We start from the raw sequence: 21,834 nt of genomic DNA on the forward strand, positions 1-21,834 counted from the left end.
TATAAGTGGTTAGTTTTTCTTCTATTTGAATTTGCTTTACTTTGTCTCCGTTCGGTAATTTCATCACTTATAACCCCGATACTCTTTTCAAAGTTCGTTCACCGAAGGTGCGATGGCGTTGATCGCATCTATTATCTTCCTTTTCTGTTTTTCGATTCCCTCACCGAGTATATTTTAGTAAGAGGGAGTTTGTGACGACAAAAATGGAGCTAAAAGCCATAAAAGCTCCAGCAGTGCTAGGATTTAACCAAAAATGTTGAGAGGGTAAAAGACAGCCTACGGCAATGGGAAGAGCAACCAAATTGTAACTTAATGCCCAAAAAAGATTCTGCTTGATTTTCTTTAACGTCATTTTGCTCAGGTTAATGGCGGTGATTAAGTCTGGTAATTTCCCTCTTGTTAAAACTATCCCTGCTGATTTTAAAGCAACTTCTGCTCCTTGTGCCATAGCGATCGCAATTTGGGCGGTACTCATAGCCGGAGCGTCATTGATGCCATCTCCCACCATTGCTACTAATTGATGGGGGTTTTTTTGTTGAATTTGTTGGATTAAATCACATTTCCCTTGAGGGGTTAAATCACCATAGTATTGCTCAATCCCCACTTTTTCGGCAATATATTTCACTACATCGGGGCGATCGCCACTCATGATCATGACTTCTAAGCCCATATTTTGCAGATTTTTTACTGTTTCACGGGCAAAAGGTCGAATCTTATCCCCAAGGGCAATTACTCCGACAATATGGCTATTCTGAGCTAAATAGACAACGGTTTTTCCCTGTGCTTCTAAAGGGTTAACTTGTTCCAAGATTTCGGTAGTAATACTAATTTGATGATCTTCTAGCCATGACGGATTACCTAAATAAAACCATGATAACTGTTCGTTGATTTCTATGATTCCTTTCACCCCTTTTCCTGAAACTGCACTTAATTCATGGGTTTTAAGGGTTGTTAAAGACTGATTCTGAGCCTGTTTAATAATGCCTTGGGCGAGGGGATGATTGGAAACCATTTCTAAGCTAGACGCAATTTGTAAAATCGATTGATGATTAAATTCTGGATGGAAGGAAAGAATAGTCGTAATAGAAGGGATACCCTCGGTTATTGTGCCTGTTTTATCAAAAACGATGGTTTTCAGGTTTTTAACTTGCTCTAATATATCTCCTCCTTTGATTAACAGTCCTTTTTCAGCTCCAATGGTTGTACCCACTAAAATAGCGGTGGGGGTAGCTAGACCTAACGCACAAGGACAAGCTATAACTAAAACATCAATGGCTAATTTCACACTCAAAATGGCTTTGCTCGTATCTAATTCTGTCAATAGATTTGCCCAAATTTCAGTTCCCCAAAAATACCAAAAACAAAAAGTTAAAGATGCGATCGCCATTATGCCATAGGCAAAGTAACCAGACACCACATCAGCTATTTTTTGAATAGGTGCTTTACGAGTTTGAGCTTCTTCTACCGTCGCAATAATCTGCCCTAAAACAGTTTTACTACCCGTGTTAACGGCTTCGACGATAACCATATTTTCTTGATTGATAGTACCCGCAGACACTTTATCTCCTTCGCCCTTGGATACAGGAAAAGACTCCCCCGTCAACAACGACTCGTCAATAATGGTTTTCCCTTTTACAATCACTCCATCAACGGGAAACTGCTCCCCTGACAACACCCTAACCCATTCATTAACCTTAACTCCTACTGCCGGGATTTTAACACCTTGGTCTTCCTCATAATTATTTTTACCCACTAAACGGGCAAATTGCGGTTTTAAACCCAGTAAGGTTTCCAGAGAATCCATTGCTTTGTATCTGGCATTTGATTCTAATACTCTACCTAAGAAAATAAACCCCAATAACATAACAGGTTCATCAAAAAAACATTCCCAACCCAATTCAGGAAAAATTAAAGCAATACAACTGGTGAGATAAGCGGTAGTTGCACCAATACCCACCAAACTATTCATATTCGGTTTACCGTGCCATAAACCCTGCCAACCATTAAGTAAAATTTCCCTACCCGGTATCAACAAAGCAAGGGTTGCTAATGCCCAATGAAACCAAATGTTACTGAAAAAAGTCCCTGTATGAATCCCAAAATGGTGTAAATGTCCAATAATGGAGAAAAGAAGCAGTAAACCTGCACTAATTAACTCATAAATCCTTTTTTGCTGTTCTTGTTTTCGTTTTTCTTCTATTTTGTTTTTTTGTTCCTCTTCTATTCTTTCTCCCTGCCTAACCTGACTTGGAAAACCCAATGCGGTTAATTTTTCTGCCAAAGACTGAGGTTGAATTGAGCCTTTTTCATACTCGATCGAAGCTACGGCGGTAATCAAATTGACATTAGCACAAATAACCCCTTGATGTCGAGTAATTTGTTTTTCTACCGCTTTCACACAGGCGGCACATTTCATGCCTTGAATATCGAGAATAAGAGTATCAATAGAATTAAGTTTAGATTCAAGAGAAATCATTATGAATTAAATAAGTTATAGGAAATTATTAAAATTGAGTGTTTTTAGTAATCGGCTAATGTCGATTCTTTCAAATAGTTAACAAGACTTTGTTATTCACTACACTTACACTAACTTATGCCTCACCTAGAGGTAAAATGACATGAACCACTGTCTGGTTGTTAATAAGACTTTCAATTCTAATTGAACCCTGATAGATATTGATTAATTTTTTGACGATTGCTAGTCCTAAACCGCAACCTTCTTGAGAGAAAAATTCTTGGTGAAACTGTCGAAATGAGCCAATTTCTTCTAATTGTTCTGATGTCATGCACTTACCTTCATTGATTATAAATAGATGGTAAGAATCATCATCGCTAATTTTACTTAAAATTTTAACATGCTGCCCTTGATGGGAGAATTTAAAGCTATTATTAACTAATTCTTTGACTATTCTATGTAAATCACTCTCTGAAGTTTTAATAGATGCCTCCTCTATCTCCAAAGCTAAATCTGATTTTCTGTTAAATGCTTCTGCTTCTATTTTGGCAATATTTTCAATAATAGTTTTTGTAAAACAACTATATTGTTTTTGACGGGTTTCTTCTAATTTTTCGGAATTATTGGTAAGAAATTCTAAATAGGTATAAAGAACAAATTTTTCACTAATTTGATGTAATCGTTGAGAAGAATCTAAAAGAGTCTTTGCCATGTCTTTAATTTCTTCGACACTCATAGATTCAGCGTATTCATTCAGCAATGAAGCAGATACCATCATGCCATTTAAAGGGGTATAAAGTTCATGGGGCAAGGCTTTTTGTATTCGACTACTTAATTCATCAATTTTGTCTTGTGCTTGTTTCTTCATTTTTTGATGTTTTGCTAGGCATGTATTCACTGCCGTAAACAATTCATCGGGAGTAAAAGGTTTAGTTAAATAATCGTCAGCACCTAATTCCATTCCTTTCCGAAAGTAGGGGCGATCGGATTTTGCTGTTAAAAAAATAAAAGGAATATTATCGGTTTTACCATCTTTTTTTAATTCCGTCAGAACCTGATAACCGTCTAAATTGGGCATCATTACATCGCATAAAATTAAGTCAGGCATTTCTTCTTTTGCAAGTTCAACTCCTTCGCTTCCATTGTCAGCAGTAATAGTATAAAAGTTTGATAGGTCTAGGATTTGTTTAATATTTCTAGCAATGTTTATTTCATCTTCAATGACCAAAATTTTTTCCATAGCTTGAGATAGTTTTTGATAATAAATTTAATGTTTAGATCTATTTCTAAAAAGTTTCTAGCTTGTAATGTTTTTTTATATTTATTTTTACCATTGCTTTTATATATTTTTTCTTTGTACTTTTTTGATAATTGTCTAAACAGTTTTTGTTTAACAGTATCATTATAATTTATTTTCTAATGCTCTATCATTCTTTTTTATGATCGTCATTTTTTTATAAAATTACTTTATACTTAAGTACAATATTTTGCTATATTATCAACACTTATGAATAAATACTTTATTTTTTTATTTTAATCATTTTGCATACCTATGTATATATCATTGATCTTGTAATTTTCAAAATAAAAGAGTAAGTAGAAAATACAATATTCTCTTTTTAAGTTTAAAATATTATTGATATAATAAAAGAAGTTTGTAAAATTATTTTGAACATTGGGAAAATAAAAAACGTGGGCAGTAAGAATTATTTTGATTATTTTTTGTTAATATTTAAAACATTCAACAAAAATATTTAAAATCCCAAAAAGATTGACAGATTAACTGTTGGATACTTTTACAATTATCAGAAATTAGCAAGACTATTTTTTTTGAGTTTAATTTGAACGATTCAATAAGAAGGGTATTGAATAATGCTGAGCAAAATTTATCAAAAACAACTCTTATGATATAAAAAATAAATGATTGACTATCAACCCTTGACTGTTTCTCCGGGAACAAAACTCTCGGCAGTTATTGCTTTAATGAGTGAATGTAATAATCATTGTTCTCTACTCTCAAATTATAGTGATGAGTGTCAGAGATTTTCTCGTGGTAGTTGTGTTTTAGTGATTGAAAAAAATAAAGTAAAAGGAATAATTACAGAAAGAGATATTTTGCAATATAAGGCTTTAGGACTTGATTTATCAGAAACTAAGGCAAAAAAGGTGATGAGTAGCCCAGTTTTTTCTATTAGCCCTTCTGCGTCTTTATGGGAGTTGCAAAAACAAATGGAAACGAAAAAGGTTCGTCATTTGGTTTGTTGCAATAAAAGAGGGGAGTTAGTGGGGGTTGTTACTCAAACTTCTTTGTTGCGTTCTCTTAATCCTATCGAAATGACTAATGTAATAGAATTATTGCGCGATCGCATCTATAAATTAGAAAATCAATTAAAAGTTTTTGCCCAATTTGTGAATCATGAACAGAGTTTGGAAAAAATAAAGTCAGTAAATATACTGATGATCGAGGATAATGCCACCACTGTAGAAATACTTAAAAGACGTTTGGGCTTAGAGTCAGACTATAAATTTAATGTTATTCACTATTCAACTCTGAAAGAAGGAAAAGATGCTGTCACCGTTTATGGCAGAAACTATTTTAATTTGGTGATTTTAGATCTTAATTTGACGGACAGTCAAGGATTGAGTACCCTAGAAACATTCAAGGAGAACTTTCCGGAAATTGCCACTATTGTCCTAACTGCTGAATATCAAAAAAAAGTCGCTTTAAATGCGATTAAAAAAGGCGCGCAAGACTATCTGATAAAATCTATCTTTTTAGGACAAAAAAACATCGAGCAAGACTGCTTTATCTTACCACTTTTAACAGCGATCGAGAGACAAGAAAAAGAAAACCAAATTGAAAAACAAAATATTGAAATTTATCTTGCTAATGAAAAGTTAAAACATTCATTAAATGAAAATAAACAAATTAAAAAAACCTTAGAAGACTTTAATTTATTATTAAATAATCGGGTTAAACAAAAAACGTCTATTCTAAGAAAAATAGTAGATAAACTTAATCAAGAAATTAAAGAGAGAAAACAAATTGAAAAAAATCTAACTTTAAGTGAAAATAAACTGGATAGAATTATTAATGATGCTTCTGAAGGTATTTTAATTGTTGATTCAGAGGGGACTATTGTTTTTGCTAATGCTGAAGCCACAAGAATTTTACAAAAAGCAGATGAAAATATTATTGGGAATAAATTTGATATTCCGATTATTAATAATCAGCCTTTAGATTTAACATTAGTCGATAAAAATGGACAGCAATTATTTGAAGAGGTCAGAGTATCCTCCACAGAATGGGAAGGAAAATTAGCTAATTTAGTAATTTTGAGAAATGTTAGTGAACGCATAGAATATGAACAAAATCTTGCTGAAAATGAAGAAAAATTCCGCCAGTTAGCTGAGAATATAGAAGAAGTTTTCTATATTTTTGATATTCAAAAAAATCAGTTAATTTATCTCAGTTCTGTTTTTCAGAAAATTTGGGGTTTGTCACAACAAAAAGTTTTAAAAAATCCAGAAATATGGTTAAAATCTATTCATCCTTCAGATTACAAAAATTTAACTAATCATTGGTTAACAAACCCTACATTAATTTATGACCATTATCGAGAAAATACCGAGGTCGAATATAGAATTATTAGACCTGATAAAAAAATTCGTTGGATTAATCACAAAAGTTTTACCGTTAAAGATAAACGGGGTTCAATTTACCGCATCGTGGGCATTTTGACTGATATTACCGAGCTCCGTCAAACTCAAGAATATCTGCAACAGCTAAATCGAGAATTAGAAGATAAAGTTGATTTACATACTAGAGAGTTATTGAATTTTAAATCGGCTTTGGATCAATCGGCAATTGTAACAATTTCTGACCCCTATGGAAATATTACCTATGTTAATGATCAATTTTGCCAAATTTCTGGTTATTCCCAAGAAGAATTATTAGGACAAAATCATCGAATTGTAAACTCTCACTATCATCCTGACGAATTTTGGCAAGAGTTTTGGATGACTATTTCTCAAGGTAATATCTGGCGTGGAGAGGTAAAAAACATTAAGAAAAATGGTGGTTATTTTTGGGTTGATATGGTTGTTGTTCCTTTTTTTGATCACTATCAAGCTATCTCCCAATATATTGCTATTCGCTACGATATTACAGAGCGAAAAGAAGCTCAAGAAATTATTGAACGTAATTTAGCTACTTTTGATGTTGCCGCCGATGGTTTGGCAATTTTAGAGGGCGATCGCTATATATATATGAATAGATTACATTTAGAAATATTCGGTTATTCTAGCATTGAAGACTTACCCGAAAATAATTGGCGTTGTCTTTATGAAACCGATCAAATTAATCTTATTGAAACAGAGATTTTCCCTCTATTAATGGTAAATAAAAAATGGACAGGAGAAGCGATCGCAAAAAGGAAAGACGGTACAACTTTTCCTGAAGAATTATCTTTAACTCTTACTGATAAAGGTTATTTAATTTGTGTTTGCCGTGATATCACCCAAAGAAAAAAATCAGAAAGGCAATTGAGGGAAGCATTAGCTAAAGCCGAAGAAGTCAATGAATTGAAATCTCGACTAATTAACCTTACTAGCCATGAATTTCGCACTCCCTTAACGGTTATAGCCTCTTCTGTGGGCATCTTAAAGAGTTTTAGAGATAGACTTTCCCCTGAACAACAAGCAGAACACTTTAATACTATAGAAACTTATATTCAACATACCACTGAGTTACTCGACGATATATTATTAATTAATCGTTCAGAAACAAAACAATTACACTATCAACCCCAACAAATAAATATTAAGGATTTTTGTCTGCATCTAGTGAATCATTTACAAAATACCTATGGTGAATATCAAATCATATTTGAAATAAATAATGAATCATCCCTCGAAGAAGAGCAATATAATAGACTTTTAGATCCTAAATTACTAACTCAAATTTTGACGAATCTTGTGTCTAACAGTGTCAAATACTCTGGGGTTAATAGTCGTATCGATGTTTTACTGATTGTAGAGGCTAAAAATATTATCTTGCAGGTTAAAGATAGGGGTATTGGCATTCCCGTCAATGACCAAAAATATTTGTTTGATACTTTTTATCGTGGAGATAATGTAGGCAATATTCAAGGTACAGGATTAGGACTCCCTATCGTTAAGGAATGTGTTAACCTTTGCAAAGGCACTATTACTTTTACAAGTGTCATCAATCAGGGAACAACTTTTTCTATTAATATACCTTGTTAACTGGAGTTCGAGATAAATTTTCATCTCTAAGTGATGGCAAAAATGGCAAGAGGCAAACCCCCCTTTATCCCCCCTCTCGAGGGGGGAGGGCAAAGGTAAATAGTTGATAATTAAGAATTAAAAACTCAGAACTTATTTCCCCCTCTTCCCTTATCACCTGATCCCCTTTAGGTATGGGAGCGTCAAATTCTCATTTTCAATTTATCCCACTGTTTGAGATATTTACTACCTAATCCGTGATTATTTTTGTCGAATAAAGATTTAATGGTTATTTTAGTGCGATCGAGGATTAAAAACCAAATAAAGCAATAACCCCAGTTAAATAAAGCCCACGCAAAACCAATAGGTTTAATTAGATCGAAAAAGCCGAATATGGCTAATAATGTGGAAATGGTGACAGAAATTCCCGTTGCCAATAAAAAGGGTTTAGCAGGGGATAAAGTCCAAAAAGCATCCCTTGTGCGCACAGAATATAAAGTCATCATGCCTAATAAGGCAATATTAAAGAAAACTAGGGTTTGTAACGGAGTTGCGGCGGCTGGGTGTAATTTATCAGTAACTTCAAAAAATGTCCAATATTTCTTCGCTAGGAAATAAATTAAAAAGGTCGCAGTAACATTAATTGCGCCTAAAACACTGGCAGTGGTTAACACCTCACTCATTTTCCATTGTTGTGGTTTTGGTGCTATCTTAGCGTTATCAAAGGCGATAGTCATAATTGCACCATCATTGAGCAAGGCTAATAACACAATCATGATCGCTGTTAGAGGATAGCTGTCGAAAAATAAAATTGCTAGGGTGGTAAATACCAATATCTGTACCGTTGCTGTAATACGATATAGGGTATAGTTAGTCATTCTGGCGAAAATTTGCCGACTCAGTTTAATGGCATCAACAATGACAGACAGCCCCGGAGATAGTAAGACAATATCTGCCGCCGCCCGTGCCGCATCGGTTGCCCCAGAAACAGCAATTCCTACATCAGCTTTTTTCAAAGCAGGAGCATCATTAACCCCGTCTCCTGTCATCCCGACAATATTACCATGTTTTTGAAAAGTGTCCACAATGTGATATTTGTCTTCAGGAAAAACTTGTCCAAAGCCATCGGCTTGTAAGATTTGCTCGTCTAATTGAGCGATCATGGTAGCTGGAGTTTCTCGAAAGATTTTAGCATCTAATATATCTGTACCGAGTCCTAATTGACGGCTAGTTTCCTTTCCGATTAAGACTTGATCCCCTGTTACCATTTTGACTGGTACGCCTAGTTTACCGGCTTCTGTGATGGTCATTTTTGAGTCTGGGCGGGGGGGATCAAATAAAGAAATAACTCCTAATAAATGCCATTCTCCTTGCTCATTGGTTTTAGCCACTCCTAAAGCACGATAACCTTTTTTAGCATAAGATTCGATCGCATTATTGACTTTCGCTTTTATTTTTCCTTTATCTATAGCTAAATCGAGAATAACTTGGGGAGCACCTTTACTAACGGCAAATTTTTTCCCTTCTGTAGTTTTTACAAGGGCTTCAGTTCGTTTACTGATGGGATCAAAAGGAGTAAAGTGAGTAACTTGATAGTTGTTTAATTGTTCCGTGTTGGTTAAATTAGAGGTGATAACGCTATCAATGGGATCAGGGTCATCACTTTGAGAAGCAAGGGTTGCCATTAAGATTAAGTCTTCTTCGCTGACATTGGGCATTAAAAAGGGTTCACCGAGAGTTAATTGATTAAGGGTCAAAGTACCTGTTTTATCAGAACATAATAGATTCATCCCTGCCAATTCTTCAATAGATGACAACCTCGTTACTACCGTATCTCTTTTTGCTAATTGTTGCGCCCCGGCGGACATACTAACAGATAATACTGTAGGCATAGCAACGGGGATAGAGGCGACGGTTAAGACTAAACAGAATTTCAGTAATCTTACTATTTCTAACTCACCACTAAGCAATCTTTCGATAACAATTACAGCGATTAAAACCATCGCAATGATAATTAAGAAATTACCGATTTTTAACACTGCTTTTTGAAAGTGACTGCTGTTTTCTGTATCAGCAACTAATTTGGCGGTTTTTCCGAAAAAGGTATTGACTCCAGTGGCGGTAACGATGGCTTCCGCTTGTCCTTTTTTACATACTGAACCAGAATAGACTATTTCTCCTGTGCTACGATTAACGGGTAAAGATTCCCCTGTCAACGCCGCTTGATCAATTTTCAGAGGGTCACATTCAAGTAACATACAATCAGCAGGTAAAACATCACCGATTTTGATGCGAATAACATCCCCGGGTACTAAGTTTTTTGCTGGTATAGAAGTCCATTTTTGATCTCGAAGTGCGATCGCATTCAGGGCTAATTGTGCTTTTAGGGCGGCAACGGCATCCCCTGCGGATTTTTCTTCAAAGAAGCCGATTAAACCATTACCCAATAGTAAAACAGAGATAATGATAAAATCTGCCCAATCACCCACGGCGGCGGAAAAAATCACTGCGGCTTCAATCATCCATGAAATAGGATTCCAAAAATAAGAAAGAAATTGCAGAATGGGATTGACGGTTTTTGAGGCTAATTCATTGTAACCATATTGACTAATACGATTTTCTGCCTCCCCACTACTCAAACCTGTAGCAGAGGAATTTAAAGATTTAATCGCCTCCTCTAAGGATAAATTCGAGACATCAGGAATAATTGATGAAGTAGATATTTCAGGCATTATCTTTATTCATTCATAACTTCACCTTACATTATCCATAATTAATCGAAAACGAAAGATTAATTTTTTGATATTAGTAAATGAGGAGATAATTATTAATTTTTACCCAAGTTCAACGCAATTGTATCGAATAACGACAGGTTTGACGGTTTGGCTAATTCAATAAGTAATGTTTTGGGAAATAGGGAGATGAAGTGATGGGGGGAAACAAGTAATGAGTTAGGGGTTAGGAGTTAGTTAGGGGCGAATGGCCATTCGCCCGAAGGGTTCGGGGTTTTTTATTCTTAATTTTTAATTATCAACTATTTACCTTTGCCCTCCCCCCTCTCGAGGGGGGATAAAGGGGGGTTTGCTGCCCTTACCTACCTTTTAATCTAAGTTAAACAGTAGCTAAAGATAAAGCATTACCTGTTAAACTGAAAGCTCGAACTTCAGTAATTTTCACCGATACAACTTTGCCTTTCAATTCTGCTAAATTTCCGGCAAAAAAGGTTAAACGATTACCTCTAGTTCTACCCATCACTTGAGTGGTATCTTTAGGGTTTATATCCTCTACCAATACTTCTTCAATGCGATCTTGGTATCTCAAGGATCTTTCCCCTGCTTTAATGGCGACTAAATGATTTAATCTTTGGAGGCGATCGCTTTTTTCCTGTTCATCAATCTGATTTTCCCATTCAGCCGCAGGAGTATTAGGGCGTGGAGAATAAGCCGCAGTGTTCAGTTGATCAAAACCAATATCCTCTACCAATTTTAGGGTATTTTGGAATTGTTCCTCTGTTTCACCCGGGAAACCAACGATCGCATCGGCACTAATTGCCGCATCAGGCATATACTCACGAATTTTAGCGATAATATCCCGATAACGTTCATGGGTATAACCTCGTTTCATTGCCTTAAGAATTTCGTTATCTCCCGATTGAAAAGGAATATGAAAATGCTCACAGACTTTAGGCAATTCATAACAAGCCTTAATCAAACGTTCCGTAAAATAACGAGGATGAGAAGTGGCAAAACGAATACGCTCTATACCTTCTATGTCATGGATATAGTAAAGTAAATCTGTCAAAGTGTGTTTATGTCTGCCCGTTTCTGTTACCCCGGGTAAATCACGCCCATAAGCATCAATATTTTGACCTAAAAGAGTAATTTCCTTATAACCTTGCTTGGCTAACTCCTCAATCTCCGCTTTTATGGCTTCAGGAGTTCTCGATTGCTCTACACCCCTAACATTTGGGACTACGCAGTAACTACATCTTTCATTACAACCATAAATAATATTTACCCATGCAGAAACTTCACTTTCTCGACGGGGTTTAGTAATATCTTCATAAATGTGTATGGGTTCGGTGGCAACAATTTGGTTTCCTGCAAACACTTGTTCTAAGAGACTATCTAAACGATTAGCGTGTTGAGGTCCCATAACCAAGTCTAATTCAGGCACACGTCTTAATAACTGCTCTCCTTCCTGTTGTGCCACACATCCAGCCACAACTAAAGTTAAATCAGGTTCTTGATGTTTTCTCTTTGCCTGTCTGCCTAAATAAGAATATACTTTTTGTTCCGCATTATCTCTAATGGTACAAGTATTATAGACTAAAACTTTTGCTTGATTGGGATCTTCTGTAAACTCAAAACCCATATTCTCTAGTATTCCAGCCATTCTTTCTGAATCGGCTTTGTTCATCTGACAACCAAAGGTTGTAATATTGTATAGACGTTTTTCTTGGTTCATAATTTAAGATTTAATATAAAATAATCAGGGCGATCCGTAAAGCGATAGTAAACGTCACGCATCCACATATAGTAATAAACGAGAATAATCCCCTATTTTAATTGATTTATTCAGTCATCCGCATTAGCGTGAAATTTTCAGAGTAAAAGGATTTTGACTTCCCTGAGAGTCTCCCACATAGATTAAATATTTTCCTGCCGCCCATACTCCCCCCATTTGAGGATTTTTTCCTGATTTTGTGTCTCCCAGAATACAGAAGCGATCGCCCTCTCCCGGTCCTAAAATTAATAAACTGGGTTTTTCTGCTTGAGTTTCTAAAATTACATTCAAAGAATAGGCTTGTTCATTTAATTGAAGAACATAATTAGGTTTATCACTGACATAACCACAGTCACCACTATTCTTATTTCCCCCCGTCATCCCTTTTATTTCTTGATTTTGAGCCTGAACTTCCCCCATATTTCCACCATAGATTAAACAAACCATTGTGGCTAACCATAAATAAGAAAAAGGGTGAGAAAATTTAAGAATCATCGTCTTTAGTTCTTGGTAACTAGATATTTTTTACCATAGACTAGATATAGTGATCAAATGTTCAATAAATTATTCACTAAATTTTATTTATGTCATCGAATACTCATAGCCGACCCGAGAAATTAGATAAAATTGTACAAAAATTTAAACGCCGTGATAATCCTAAGCAAAAATATGAGCAGTTATTATGGTATGCCCAAAAATTAGAACCCATGCCAGAAACGGAAAAAACCCCAGAAAATAAAGTATCTGGTTGCGTTTCTCAGGTATATATTACCTCCACTCTTGACCAAGGAAAAATATTTTATCAAGGAGATTCCGATGCACAATTAGTAAAAGGATTGGTGGCTTTTTTAATTGCTGGTTTAAATGGTTTAACTCCTCAAGAAATTATTACCCTCACTCCAGATTTTATCGAAGAAACAGGACTCCAAGTTAGTCTCACCCCTTCTCGTGCCAATGGTTTTATTAACATTTTCAAAAAGATGCAACAACAAGCTATTTTTCTCAGCCATTAGATTATCTCGTTGACGTAAGACTCCCATTAAATAACGAGTTTGAGTAAAGTTATCGTAGATGACGGCAAACAATGTTATTAATGGTGAGAGTCGTCAAAAATTCAATTAGCAAAGGGCAAGGGGCAAAGGAAAAATTAAGAATTAAGAATTAAGAATTAAAAACTCCGTTCACGACTGAAAGGAGTGTACGAGCGCTTGAGCGAACTCTCTGAACTCATTACTTGTTTCCCCCTCTCCCCTCATCTCCTCATCCCCCTACCACCTGCAACCTGAAACCTGAAACCTGACACCTCCGAACCCCAACACCCCAATACCCTAAGCCCCGACTTCCCCCTCTTTTTCTTTTTCGAAAATGAAACAGCCCTGCTTATTAAGGAGGTATCGCCTTTTCTGTGCCACCACTAGATAACTTTATATCCAACTCAGATAGTTTAAGATATAAGTCTGGATAGTTATTGGATTAGGTTAGAATTATATCTAGTTATCAAAGTTATCATCAAAATAAGAGAAATTCATGACCACAGTTTTCCCAGAAAATAATCCGCAACAACATAAACATTCTCACAACAATAATAAACAACATCATCACGGTCATATTCACAGCGAAGAATCTCAGCGTAAAATAATCAATCGTTTGTCTCGCATAGAAGGTCATGTCAGAGGAATAAAAACCATGATCAATGAAGGTAGAGATTGCCCTGAAGTTTTAATTCAAATTGCGGCAATTCGTGGGGCATTAGATAGAGTAGCAAGATTAATTTTGGATGAACATTTGAGCGAGTGTATTACTCGGGCAGCAGAAGAGGGAGGAATAGAAGAAGAAATAGCGGCTTTAAAATCAGCGCTCGATCGCTTTTTGCCTTCTTAAAGTTAATTAACCTCAGTTTTGGATAAGAAAACAGGCAGATAGTAAGCTGAATATAGCAAACCATCAACTAACTACTGCCTTGTGTTTAATTTAGATTATTTATTTTGTCGCATCGATCATTTTTGCCAACAATTTGAATCTCAATGGCAACAAAAACTTATCTCTCAATGATTAGCTCAAAAATATATCACAAATAGAACATTCTCGTCATCGTTTATCAATAAATTTTTGTGTCAATATATTATGTGGATTGGTCACCGAAGGTGCGGCTACGCCGAGCGCATATTGTCATCAACCAAAGAGGCCTCGCCTTCGCTTAGAATAGATTTTACCTCAATCTGCTCAACCAAAACTCAGGTTACCCTAAGATTTAGAGAATCTCAAGGTTTAACTCATATTGCCCTAATGCTTGGTCAAATTCGTGACGATGAGCAAAAGCTGATTGCGATCCTGACTTCGTAACGGATAAACTACCGTTAATTACACCCCATTGTATTGCTATTGGTAATGGGTGACCTTCTATTAACGCTGTTGTTAGCCCTGCATTAAAAGCATCTCCTGCTCCTACTGTATCCACCACTGTTACTGATGGTGTACTCACCCAATATTTCTGTTCTTTGGTGGCACAATACACTCCTTTCTCGCCCATTGTGATAATTACTGTTTTTACTCCTCTATCTAAGAACCAATCACCTGCTTTCTGGGCTGTTTCTGAGTTATCTACCTCGTATCCTAACAACTGACTAGCTTCTATCAGATTGGGTGTAATTATCTCTAATTCCTTGTAAATATCTTCTCCTAACCTTAATGCCGGTGCTGGATCTAATATCACTTTTACATTATATTTCTTGGCAAGGGCGATCGCTTCTGTGATTATCCAAAGAGGAATTTCTAATTGTAACAATAAATAACTAGCAGAGGGTAAAAGAGACTCAAGGTTAGCTAAATCCTGTTCATTAACTGCACCGTTAGCACCAGATACCACAATAATTTGATTATCCCCTGATGCTTCTACGGTAATGATTGCGACTCCTGTAGGGTGGTTGTCATCAATAATAACGTGGTCATGGTTTACTTCATTATCCGTTAAGGTTTCTTTTAATTGTTTGCCGAACTCATCATTTCCTACCCTACCAACCAACTCCGTATTTACTCCTAAACGAGAGAGGGCGATCGCCTGATTAGCACCTTTCCCGCCACCGCTAAGATTAAAATTATTACCTGTTAAGGTTTCACCCTTAGATGGTAAGTAAGGAACAGTGACAGCTAAATCCATGTTGATGCTACCAAAGACTATAACCTTTTTCATTACTATTACCTGATAATTTATTTAAATAAAGAATATGACTCTTTTATAGTTGTATAGTTGTTATGATAAAGTAATAAAAAATAAAGCGTCTAAAGCCTACTGGACAAGATTTATAGTAAAAGTTTATAAATTATTATTTAATAATTTTCTGTTCCCTACCTTGATCAACAATTTACATACTCAAAGTTAGAGAGCCAAGAATATTATTACCTCAATTATGCAACCGGAGATTATTATTGGTGATTATCAACAGTTAAAAACAGAGTGTAATTTAATTCGTTATCGTGTTTTTGTAATTGAGCAAAATGTTCCTGAAACTTTAGAGTTAGATGATAGAGATTCAATTTGTATTCATTTACTTTTAAAACTCAATAATTATTATATTGGCACAGGAAGAATTGATTTACAACAACAAGGAAAAATAGGAAGGTTAGCTGTTTTACCATCTTTTAGAAATAAAGGTTATGGTCAAATTATTCTGCATAATTTAGAGTTAGTAGCAAGAGAGAATCAATTAAATTCTGTTTGGCTTAATGCTCAAAAACAATCTCTTAATTTCTATTTAAAATCTGGTTATAACACTATCAGTGATGAATTTTTAGAAGCTAATATCCCTCATCTAAAAATGATTAAATACTTTTCTGATTAATTAATAGTTGAAGCAGTTTGTCCAAACAGAATACTTCTACTGTCTTCGGTGACAGTGGGTTGTTTAAATTGTTCTGCTATTTTGTACGCCCTTATCACTCCCTCTCTTTCCCCCATGCGTTTAAACCATGCTTCTAAATGGGGAAATTCGGTTATATCCTGTTGTTGATTAGCATAAGGCACTATCCAAGGATAACAAGCCATATCGGCAATGGAATAATCTCCTACAATATAATCTTTTCCTTCTAATTGTTTATTCAATACCCCATATAATCGATTAGTTTCTTTGACATAGCGATCTACTGCATAGGGTATTTTTTCGGGAGCATATAAACCAAAGTGATGGTTTTGTCCTGCCATTGGTCCAAGTCCGCCTACCTGCCAGAATAACCACTCCAGGGTTTTAGCATATTGTCTAATATCAGAAGATAGAAACTTCCCTGTTTTCTGAGCTAAATAAAGTAATATAGCACCTGATTCAAATATACTAATGGATTCTTTTTTATCAGTCGGCTCAGTGTCAATAATGGCTGGAATACGATTATTAGGAGATATTTTGAGGAAATCTGGATTAAATTGCTCTCCTTTGGCAATATTGACAGGGATAATTTTGTAATCAAGATGGGCTTCTTCTAAAAAGATGGTTATTTTATGTCCGTTAGGGGTTGCCCAGTAATATAGTTCAATCATTTCTCAAATACTAAATAATGTTGTTGGGGTAAAAATTCGTCAGTCTTTAACCATTTTAATCCTACAGCTTCCATTTCCTTTTTTACCTGTTTCTCACTCATTTTATGTACCCCTTTAATCATAATCAAGGGATTTTCTTTACGATATTCCACTAACACTACTTTTCCTTGTGGTTTAAGAGCTTTGACTATGTTTTCCATCATTTCTCTAGGATGATTAAATTCATGGTAAGTATCCACCATCAGGGCAAAGTTAATGGATTCTGGGGGTAAATTAGGGGAAGTTTCGCTACCCAACACGGGCAAAACGGGTAAATTAGGGGATTCTTCCGCAAGGAAATCAATAATATCAATCATCTCAGGTTGCACATCCACCGCATAAACCAATCCTTCGGGTACTTTTTGGGCAAGGCGAAAACTAAAATACCCAGAACCAGCTCCAATATCTGCTATGGTATCGTCAGGACTGAGATTTAATGCTTCAATGACTTTACTGGGTTGTTCTTCTGCTTCTCTACTCGGACGCTCTAACCAGAGAAATTCTTGATGCCCCATCACCTTCGCTATTTCTCTACCAAGATAATATTTGCCAATGCCATCCCTGTTATGTAATGCTCGATATTCATAGTATTGATTATCTGTTGTCTGTACTGGTTCGTAAACAAGGGAAGATGCGAACATTATCAAGGTAAAAACAAAGATAAAGATAACAGAGATAATGATATTTAAGTGTTTCATTTAGAGATTAAGAGATAATTGACCGATTAAGAATATTACTTTTACCGCCATGATGATATTTTAAATAACAAGTATTACAAAGAGCTACTAAATTTTCTGGTCTTTTATCTTCTGGTATTCTGTTCCAGTGATGCACTTGCAGAGAGCTACCACTACTTGATTTATTTTTGAAGTCTGCACCGCATTGACTACGCTTCTAATGGGCTTTTTCCTTTATTGCTGTAGTTATTTCTCTCCAATCTTTGCTATATCTACTCATCTTATCATTTCTAACTCTGTGTCTATTTTAGGGTTTTTTTACATGAGTCGTTTCCGTCCCCTTACGGGGTAAATGTGGAAATCAACATGGCAGTCCGATCCTCTGGGACTATGCGCCCAAATTTGGGTTCATGGTGCTACGTTTCCGTCCCCTTACGGGGTAAATGTGGAAATCAACTATTGTTAGTGATTCTTGCAGTTGTAGCTTATTATGTTTCCGTCCCCTTACGGGGTAAATGTGGAAATCAACTAATGTGGTGGTGCGTGGGGAAGGGGCGTAAGAGTATGTTTCCGTCCCCTTACGGGGTAAATGTGGAAATCAACTCGTTCAGTACGCTAAATTGTAGTGGGGCGAAAGCCGTTTCCGTCCCCTTACGGGGTAAATGTGGAAATCAACACTTAGATGGGGTTGGCTACCAAGTTGATAGCGAAATTGGGTTTCCGTCCCCTTACGGGGTAAATGTGGAAATCAACTTTTCAATATTTGCAGTACGGAAAAACTGTCAATTTTGTTAAGTTTCCGTCCCCTTACGGGGTAAATGTGGAAATCAACGAGAAGAAGAAAAACAAGCTCGTCGTACTGCAAAAGCGGCGTTTCCGTCCCCTTACGGGGTAAATGTGGAAATCAACGAATACAACAGGGAATACAACAGGGAATAGTAAGCGAAGTTTCCGTCCCCTTACGGGGTAAATGTGGAAATCAACTTACATACGAAAAAGGGCATGGTATATTATTTACAAGGTTTCCGTCCCCTTACGGGGTAAATGTGGAAATCAACTCGTAACAACTCCTTAGAGCTTCGTGCCAAAGGTCATAATGTGCCGTTTCCGTCCCCTTACGGGGTAAATGTGGAAATCAACTACAGTCGCAAGGAGACGATTAGGGGGGTGTAAAAACCATTGGTTTCCGTCCCCTTACGGGGTAAATGTGGAAATCAACAAGTTATGCACAACAGCTGTACGAGATTGATAACCATGGAGTTTCCGTCCCCTTACGGGGTAAATGTGGAAATCAACACTACTACAAAACACCTTACAAGGCTTGGATCTTGACAGTTTCCGTCCCCTTACGGGGTAAATGTGGAAATCAACGTTTAAATACTATATATCTTTAGCAGAAGCCACTTCCGTGTTTCCGTCCCCTTACGGGGTAAATGTGGAAATCAACCCTATCTTTTGGAAACCTTGTCAGACATGGTTTTTACAAACTGTATGCGAAAAACTACAAGGTAGTCCTTTACATTTCTTAATGATATTAAATTATCAAGGTAAAAAAACCTGTTTTAGACGTTTATTGGGTAATAAGCACAATTATAGAGTGAACCCAAGCAATAATGCTAAGTTATTTACTTATTAACCTTAAAATCTAACTTTCTTTATTATTTACTAACTGCGACATTTTTACAACCCCCTGTTATTTTTCTTTACAACTAATAAACTACTAATTTCATTCTTTCAAGATATAGTCAATTATTATTGGACAGGAACAAACCATTTAGTCACAACATTACAGAAAATCATTTATTACATTAAGTGCGATCGCAGTCTATTACCTGATAGAGAAAATAAATAAGTTTTATACAAAAGGATTATGTTTTGTGTTATCTTTGAATAATAATTGAAGATGTAATAAATTATTATTTAACACCGATGATAGAAGGTTACACTGATTTCCCTGATGAAGATGAATTGATGCAAGAAGAAGGGGAAGTTGTCTATTCTCTTTGTTGGGATAGTGGAGCACCAGGTGCAGGGGCAGACTGTGAACTAATATATTCATGGAAAGGTCAATATGTAGTTTGTCTCAGTTATGATGTCAATAGACCAGCCTATCCTAGTCTCATAGAAGCAATTATGGGGGCAGAACTGAATTTTGTTAATGATGCCACAACGGAAATTGAGTCCACAGAATTATCTTCCGAGCAAATAATCCCACTACTAGCAATTGATATAAATAGTGATTTACATGAACTTACAATTAATAGAGAGGATTGGGAAGTAGATAAACAGGGTAATTTCACCAGAATAGTTTATGACTCATGATTAACCCAGACAATTTATTCGACAACATCCCTTCTTTAGTTGAGGGTGAAGATTTCTCTGAACTGCTCAACTGCCGTAACGTTGTCATTGAGAGAATTGTTAGTAGCAAAAACCCCGATAATAAGGTTTATTGTCAGGAACAAGACGAATGGGTAATACTGATTAAAGGAAAGGCACAGCTAAGAATTAAGGATGATATTGTTAACTTGAAAGCAGGGGATTATCTCTTTATTCCTGCTATGACTCCCCATCAAGTCCTTACCACTTCTAATAATTGTCTATGGTTAGCAATACATATTTATTAGTAATTTATTGTCGGCACATCTAATATTTTTATTATCTTTTTGCTTTGATTTCATAGCTTATAATGATGAATATATTAGGAATAGAGAAAATTATGTCATCTCCATTAGTTTGGTTAATAATTGGCTGTATTCTCTGCTTAATGGAGTTTATTTTTCCTACTGCTTTTGTGGAATTAATGATGGGTTTAAGTGCGATTATTATAGCCGGTTTAGCTTTAATTATCCCATACAATAATTTATTGATTGTTCTTTGGATGGTTCTTTCTGTTCTTTTAATCTATTTTGCTAAAAAATATCTTGAACCGAAGAAAAAAGACCCTTTGTTACTTGAAGGAAATGAAGGAATTACCATAACTGCGATCGAAGCTGGAAAAACAGGTCGGGTAATGTATGAAGGTAGTTTGTGGCTTGCTATTTGCAGTGATGAAACTATGAAAATTCCTCCTGACGAAAAAGTTTTTATTGTTAGTAGGGAAGGAAATATATTATCTGTTTTGCCGAGAAAATTACTATAACATTCATCGAGGATTAAACAATTATGGAACAGTTATTTATTTTAGTCTTTTTAGTCGGCTCTGCTTTATTTAGTAGTGTTAAAATTGTCAATGAAAAAAACGAATACTTAGTAGAACGTTTAGGAAGTTATAACAAGAAACTTTCTCCCGGACTGAATTTTGTTATCCCTTTTTTAGATAATGTAGTTTATAAAGATACTATTCGAGATAAAATTTTGGATGTTCCTCCTCAATCTTGTATAACGAAAGATAATGTTGCTATTACGGTTGATGCAGTCGTTTATTGGCGTATTGTTGACATGGTGAAAGCCTATTATAAAATTGAAAATTTACAGTCAGGGATGGAAAATCTCGTTCTAACCCAAATTAGGGCTGAAATTGGCAAGTTAGAATTAGATGAAACCTTTGTGGCTCGTTCAGAAATAAATAGTGTACTACTGAGAGAATTAGATATTGCGACTGATCCTTGGGGAGTTAAAGTTTTAAGAGTGGAGTTAAAAGATATTACCCCATCTCCGGCAGTACAACAATCTATGGAGCAACAGATGGCAGCAGAGAGAAAAAAAAGAGCGTCGATTTTAAACTCTGAGGGAGAGAGAGATTCCGCCATTAATTCTGCTAAGGGTAGTGCAGAAGCGAAAATATTAGAAGCCGAGTCTATGAAAAAAGCCTCGATTATGGAAGCGGAGGCAAGAAAACAACAGCAAATACTTCAAGCCCAAGCAACGGCAGAAGCATTACAAATTATTGTAGATCAAGTAAAAAACGATCCTCAAGCCCAAACAGCATTACAATTTCTGTTAACCCAACAGTATTTAGAAATGGGTAAGGTTATCGGTAGCAGTGATAGTAGTAAAGTTATGTTTATAGACCCTAATAATATTCTTTCTACTCTCAATGGTATTAGTTCCATCATTGACAACGATAATCAATTAACAAAGTTTTCAGCTCCTATAATCAAAGAAAATAAATCATCCTAATCTTTAGTGCGATCCCAAAGGGGTTTACTACGCAACACGCACCTCACCAATTCAATTCTCTGAGGATCTAAACTACTTGGTTACGCATTTGCCAATAATAGCGGTTATCCTGCTCATAGCCTTTGGAAACATTGGCGAAGAAAGAGAATATAAGTAACCTCAGTTCGGTTTAAGAATATCCGATAAGGTTAGGTGTCAGGTTGCGGGTTGCAGGTGTTAGGGAATGGGGGGATGAGGTGATGAGGTGATGAGGGGAAAGG

General features: G+C 35.8%; 16 protein-coding genes and 1 CRISPR repeat array. Of the genes, 8 read left to right on the forward strand and 8 right to left on the reverse strand.

What is annotated here, in order from left to right; all coding sequences use genetic code 11:
• Positions 1 to 160 precede the first annotated feature (160 nt).
• Positions 161 to 2,476, reverse strand: coding sequence for a heavy metal translocating P-type ATPase (locus tag CYAN10605_RS04290; protein WP_015218718.1), 2,316 nt, complete (start codon positions 2,474 to 2,476; stop codon positions 161 to 163).
• 115 nt (positions 2,477 to 2,591) lie between these two features.
• Positions 2,592 to 3,695, reverse strand: coding sequence for a hybrid sensor histidine kinase/response regulator (locus CYAN10605_RS04295; protein ID WP_015218719.1), 1,104 nt, complete (start codon positions 3,693 to 3,695; stop codon positions 2,592 to 2,594).
• A gap of 680 nt (positions 3,696 to 4,375) precedes the next feature.
• On the opposite strand from CYAN10605_RS04295, the gene CYAN10605_RS04300 reads away from it, so the two are divergent.
• Positions 4,376 to 7,723, forward strand: coding sequence for a PAS domain S-box protein (locus CYAN10605_RS04300; RefSeq protein ID WP_015218720.1), 3,348 nt, complete (start codon positions 4,376 to 4,378; stop codon positions 7,721 to 7,723).
• A 182-nt stretch (positions 7,724 to 7,905) separates the two neighbouring features.
• Here CYAN10605_RS04300 and CYAN10605_RS04305 read toward each other — a convergent pair whose 3' ends face one another.
• From CYAN10605_RS04305 to CYAN10605_RS04315, 3 genes are all read right to left on the reverse strand, one after another.
• Positions 7,906 to 10,434: a plasma-membrane proton-efflux P-type ATPase gene (locus tag CYAN10605_RS04305; RefSeq protein ID WP_015218721.1), complete on the reverse strand. Its 2,529-nt coding sequence runs from the start codon at positions 10,432 to 10,434 to the stop codon at positions 7,906 to 7,908.
• Positions 10,435 to 10,813: 379 nt separating this feature from the next.
• Positions 10,814 to 12,169 carry a tRNA (N6-isopentenyl adenosine(37)-C2)-methylthiotransferase MiaB gene (gene miaB, locus CYAN10605_RS04310; protein ID WP_015218722.1) on the reverse strand — a complete coding sequence of 452 codons (1,356 nt, stop codon included), beginning with the start codon at positions 12,167 to 12,169 and terminating at the stop codon, positions 10,814 to 10,816.
• A gap of 123 nt (positions 12,170 to 12,292) precedes the next feature.
• Positions 12,293 to 12,703: a hypothetical protein gene (locus CYAN10605_RS04315; protein ID WP_015218723.1), complete on the reverse strand. Its 411-nt coding sequence runs from the start codon at positions 12,701 to 12,703 to the stop codon at positions 12,293 to 12,295.
• A gap of 89 nt (positions 12,704 to 12,792) precedes the next feature.
• Between CYAN10605_RS04315 and CYAN10605_RS04320 the strand changes: the two genes are divergently transcribed.
• Positions 12,793 to 13,221: a SufE family protein gene (locus CYAN10605_RS04320; RefSeq protein ID WP_015218724.1), complete on the forward strand. Its 429-nt coding sequence runs from the start codon at positions 12,793 to 12,795 to the stop codon at positions 13,219 to 13,221.
• A 514-nt stretch (positions 13,222 to 13,735) separates the two neighbouring features.
• The gene (locus CYAN10605_RS04325) at positions 13,736 to 14,089 is read left to right on the forward strand and encodes a metal-sensing transcriptional repressor (RefSeq protein ID WP_015218725.1); all 354 of its coding nucleotides are present in this window, start codon (positions 13,736 to 13,738) and stop codon (positions 14,087 to 14,089) included.
• A 370-nt stretch (positions 14,090 to 14,459) separates the two neighbouring features.
• Here CYAN10605_RS04325 and rbsK read toward each other — a convergent pair whose 3' ends face one another.
• A complete protein-coding gene (gene rbsK / locus CYAN10605_RS04330) occupies positions 14,460 to 15,398 on the reverse strand; it encodes a ribokinase (protein ID WP_015218726.1) in 939 nt (312 codons plus the stop codon).
• Between the two features lie 217 nt (positions 15,399 to 15,615).
• On the opposite strand from rbsK, the gene CYAN10605_RS04335 reads away from it, so the two are divergent.
• A complete protein-coding gene (locus CYAN10605_RS04335) occupies positions 15,616 to 16,047 on the forward strand; it encodes a GNAT family N-acetyltransferase (protein WP_015218727.1) in 432 nt (143 codons plus the stop codon).
• On the opposite strand, the gene CYAN10605_RS04340 is transcribed toward CYAN10605_RS04335, so the two are convergent.
• Positions 16,044 to 16,736 carry a glutathione binding-like protein gene (locus CYAN10605_RS04340; RefSeq protein ID WP_015218728.1) on the reverse strand — a complete coding sequence of 231 codons (693 nt, stop codon included), beginning with the start codon at positions 16,734 to 16,736 and terminating at the stop codon, positions 16,044 to 16,046. The two genes, CYAN10605_RS04335 and CYAN10605_RS04340, sit on opposite strands and share 4 nt — an antisense overlap.
• Entirely contained in the window at positions 16,733 to 17,473 is a 741-nt protein-coding gene (locus CYAN10605_RS04345; protein WP_015218729.1) for a class I SAM-dependent methyltransferase, read from the reverse strand. The genes CYAN10605_RS04340 and CYAN10605_RS04345 overlap by 4 nt, the downstream gene beginning before the upstream one ends.
• 308 nt (positions 17,474 to 17,781) lie before the next feature.
• A CRISPR array of direct repeats spans positions 17,782 to 18,899; the repeat unit is 37 nt; unit sequence GTTTCCGTCCCCTTACGGGGTAAATGTGGAAATCAAC.
• 482 nt (positions 18,900 to 19,381) lie between these two features.
• On the opposite strand from CYAN10605_RS04345, the gene CYAN10605_RS04350 reads away from it, so the two are divergent.
• The 4 genes from CYAN10605_RS04350 to CYAN10605_RS04365 all read left to right on the forward strand — a co-directional run bounded on the left by CYAN10605_RS04350 (position 19,382) and on the right by CYAN10605_RS04365 (position 21,574).
• Positions 19,382 to 19,774, forward strand: a complete 393-nt coding sequence (locus tag CYAN10605_RS04350) for a hypothetical protein (RefSeq protein ID WP_015218730.1) — start codon at positions 19,382 to 19,384, stop codon at positions 19,772 to 19,774.
• Positions 19,771 to 20,079 carry a cupin domain-containing protein gene (locus CYAN10605_RS04355; protein ID WP_015218731.1) on the forward strand — a complete coding sequence of 103 codons (309 nt, stop codon included), beginning with the start codon at positions 19,771 to 19,773 and terminating at the stop codon, positions 20,077 to 20,079. The genes CYAN10605_RS04350 and CYAN10605_RS04355 overlap by 4 nt, the downstream gene beginning before the upstream one ends.
• 92 nt (positions 20,080 to 20,171) lie before the next feature.
• Positions 20,172 to 20,594, forward strand: a complete 423-nt coding sequence (locus CYAN10605_RS04360) for an NfeD family protein (RefSeq protein WP_015218732.1) — start codon at positions 20,172 to 20,174, stop codon at positions 20,592 to 20,594.
• Positions 20,595 to 20,617: 23 nt separating this feature from the next.
• Positions 20,618 to 21,574, forward strand: a complete 957-nt coding sequence (locus CYAN10605_RS04365) for an SPFH domain-containing protein (RefSeq protein ID WP_015218733.1) — start codon at positions 20,618 to 20,620, stop codon at positions 21,572 to 21,574.
• Positions 21,575 to 21,834 lie beyond the last annotated feature (260 nt).

Origin of the sequence: Cyanobacterium aponinum PCC 10605 (genome assembly GCF_000317675.1) — a bacterium.
Taxonomy (GTDB): Bacteria; Cyanobacteriota; Cyanobacteriia; order Cyanobacteriales; family Cyanobacteriaceae; genus PCC-10605.

What these genes read in the sequence shown, in the direction of transcription:
- CYAN10605_RS04340 (WP_015218728.1), bottom strand. Translation starts at nt 16,736, where the DNA reads ATGATTGAACTATATTACTGGGCAACCCCTAACGGACATAAAATAACC.
- CYAN10605_RS04295 (WP_015218719.1), bottom strand. Translation starts at nt 3,695, where the DNA reads ATGGAAAAAATTTTGGTCATTGAAGATGAAATAAACATTGCTAGAAAT.
- CYAN10605_RS04350 (WP_015218730.1), top strand. Translation starts at nt 19,382, where the DNA reads ATGATAGAAGGTTACACTGATTTCCCTGATGAAGATGAATTGATGCAA.
- CYAN10605_RS04365 (WP_015218733.1), top strand. Translation starts at nt 20,618, where the DNA reads ATGGAACAGTTATTTATTTTAGTCTTTTTAGTCGGCTCTGCTTTATTT.
- CYAN10605_RS04320 (WP_015218724.1), top strand. Translation starts at nt 12,793, where the DNA reads ATGTCATCGAATACTCATAGCCGACCCGAGAAATTAGATAAAATTGTA.
- CYAN10605_RS04345 (WP_015218729.1), bottom strand. Translation starts at nt 17,473, where the DNA reads ATGAAACACTTAAATATCATTATCTCTGTTATCTTTATCTTTGTTTTT.
- CYAN10605_RS04360 (WP_015218732.1), top strand. Translation starts at nt 20,172, where the DNA reads ATGTCATCTCCATTAGTTTGGTTAATAATTGGCTGTATTCTCTGCTTA.
- CYAN10605_RS04300 (WP_015218720.1), top strand. Translation starts at nt 4,376, where the DNA reads ATGATTGACTATCAACCCTTGACTGTTTCTCCGGGAACAAAACTCTCG.
- rbsK (WP_015218726.1), bottom strand. Translation starts at nt 15,398, where the DNA reads ATGAAAAAGGTTATAGTCTTTGGTAGCATCAACATGGATTTAGCTGTC.
- CYAN10605_RS04325 (WP_015218725.1), top strand. Translation starts at nt 13,736, where the DNA reads ATGACCACAGTTTTCCCAGAAAATAATCCGCAACAACATAAACATTCT.
- miaB (WP_015218722.1), bottom strand. Translation starts at nt 12,169, where the DNA reads ATGAACCAAGAAAAACGTCTATACAATATTACAACCTTTGGTTGTCAG.
- CYAN10605_RS04305 (WP_015218721.1), bottom strand. Translation starts at nt 10,434, where the DNA reads ATGCCTGAAATATCTACTTCATCAATTATTCCTGATGTCTCGAATTTA.
- CYAN10605_RS04315 (WP_015218723.1), bottom strand. Translation starts at nt 12,703, where the DNA reads ATGATTCTTAAATTTTCTCACCCTTTTTCTTATTTATGGTTAGCCACA.
- CYAN10605_RS04290 (WP_015218718.1), bottom strand. Translation starts at nt 2,476, where the DNA reads ATGATTTCTCTTGAATCTAAACTTAATTCTATTGATACTCTTATTCTC.
- CYAN10605_RS04335 (WP_015218727.1), top strand. Translation starts at nt 15,616, where the DNA reads ATGCAACCGGAGATTATTATTGGTGATTATCAACAGTTAAAAACAGAG.
- CYAN10605_RS04355 (WP_015218731.1), top strand. Translation starts at nt 19,771, where the DNA reads ATGATTAACCCAGACAATTTATTCGACAACATCCCTTCTTTAGTTGAG.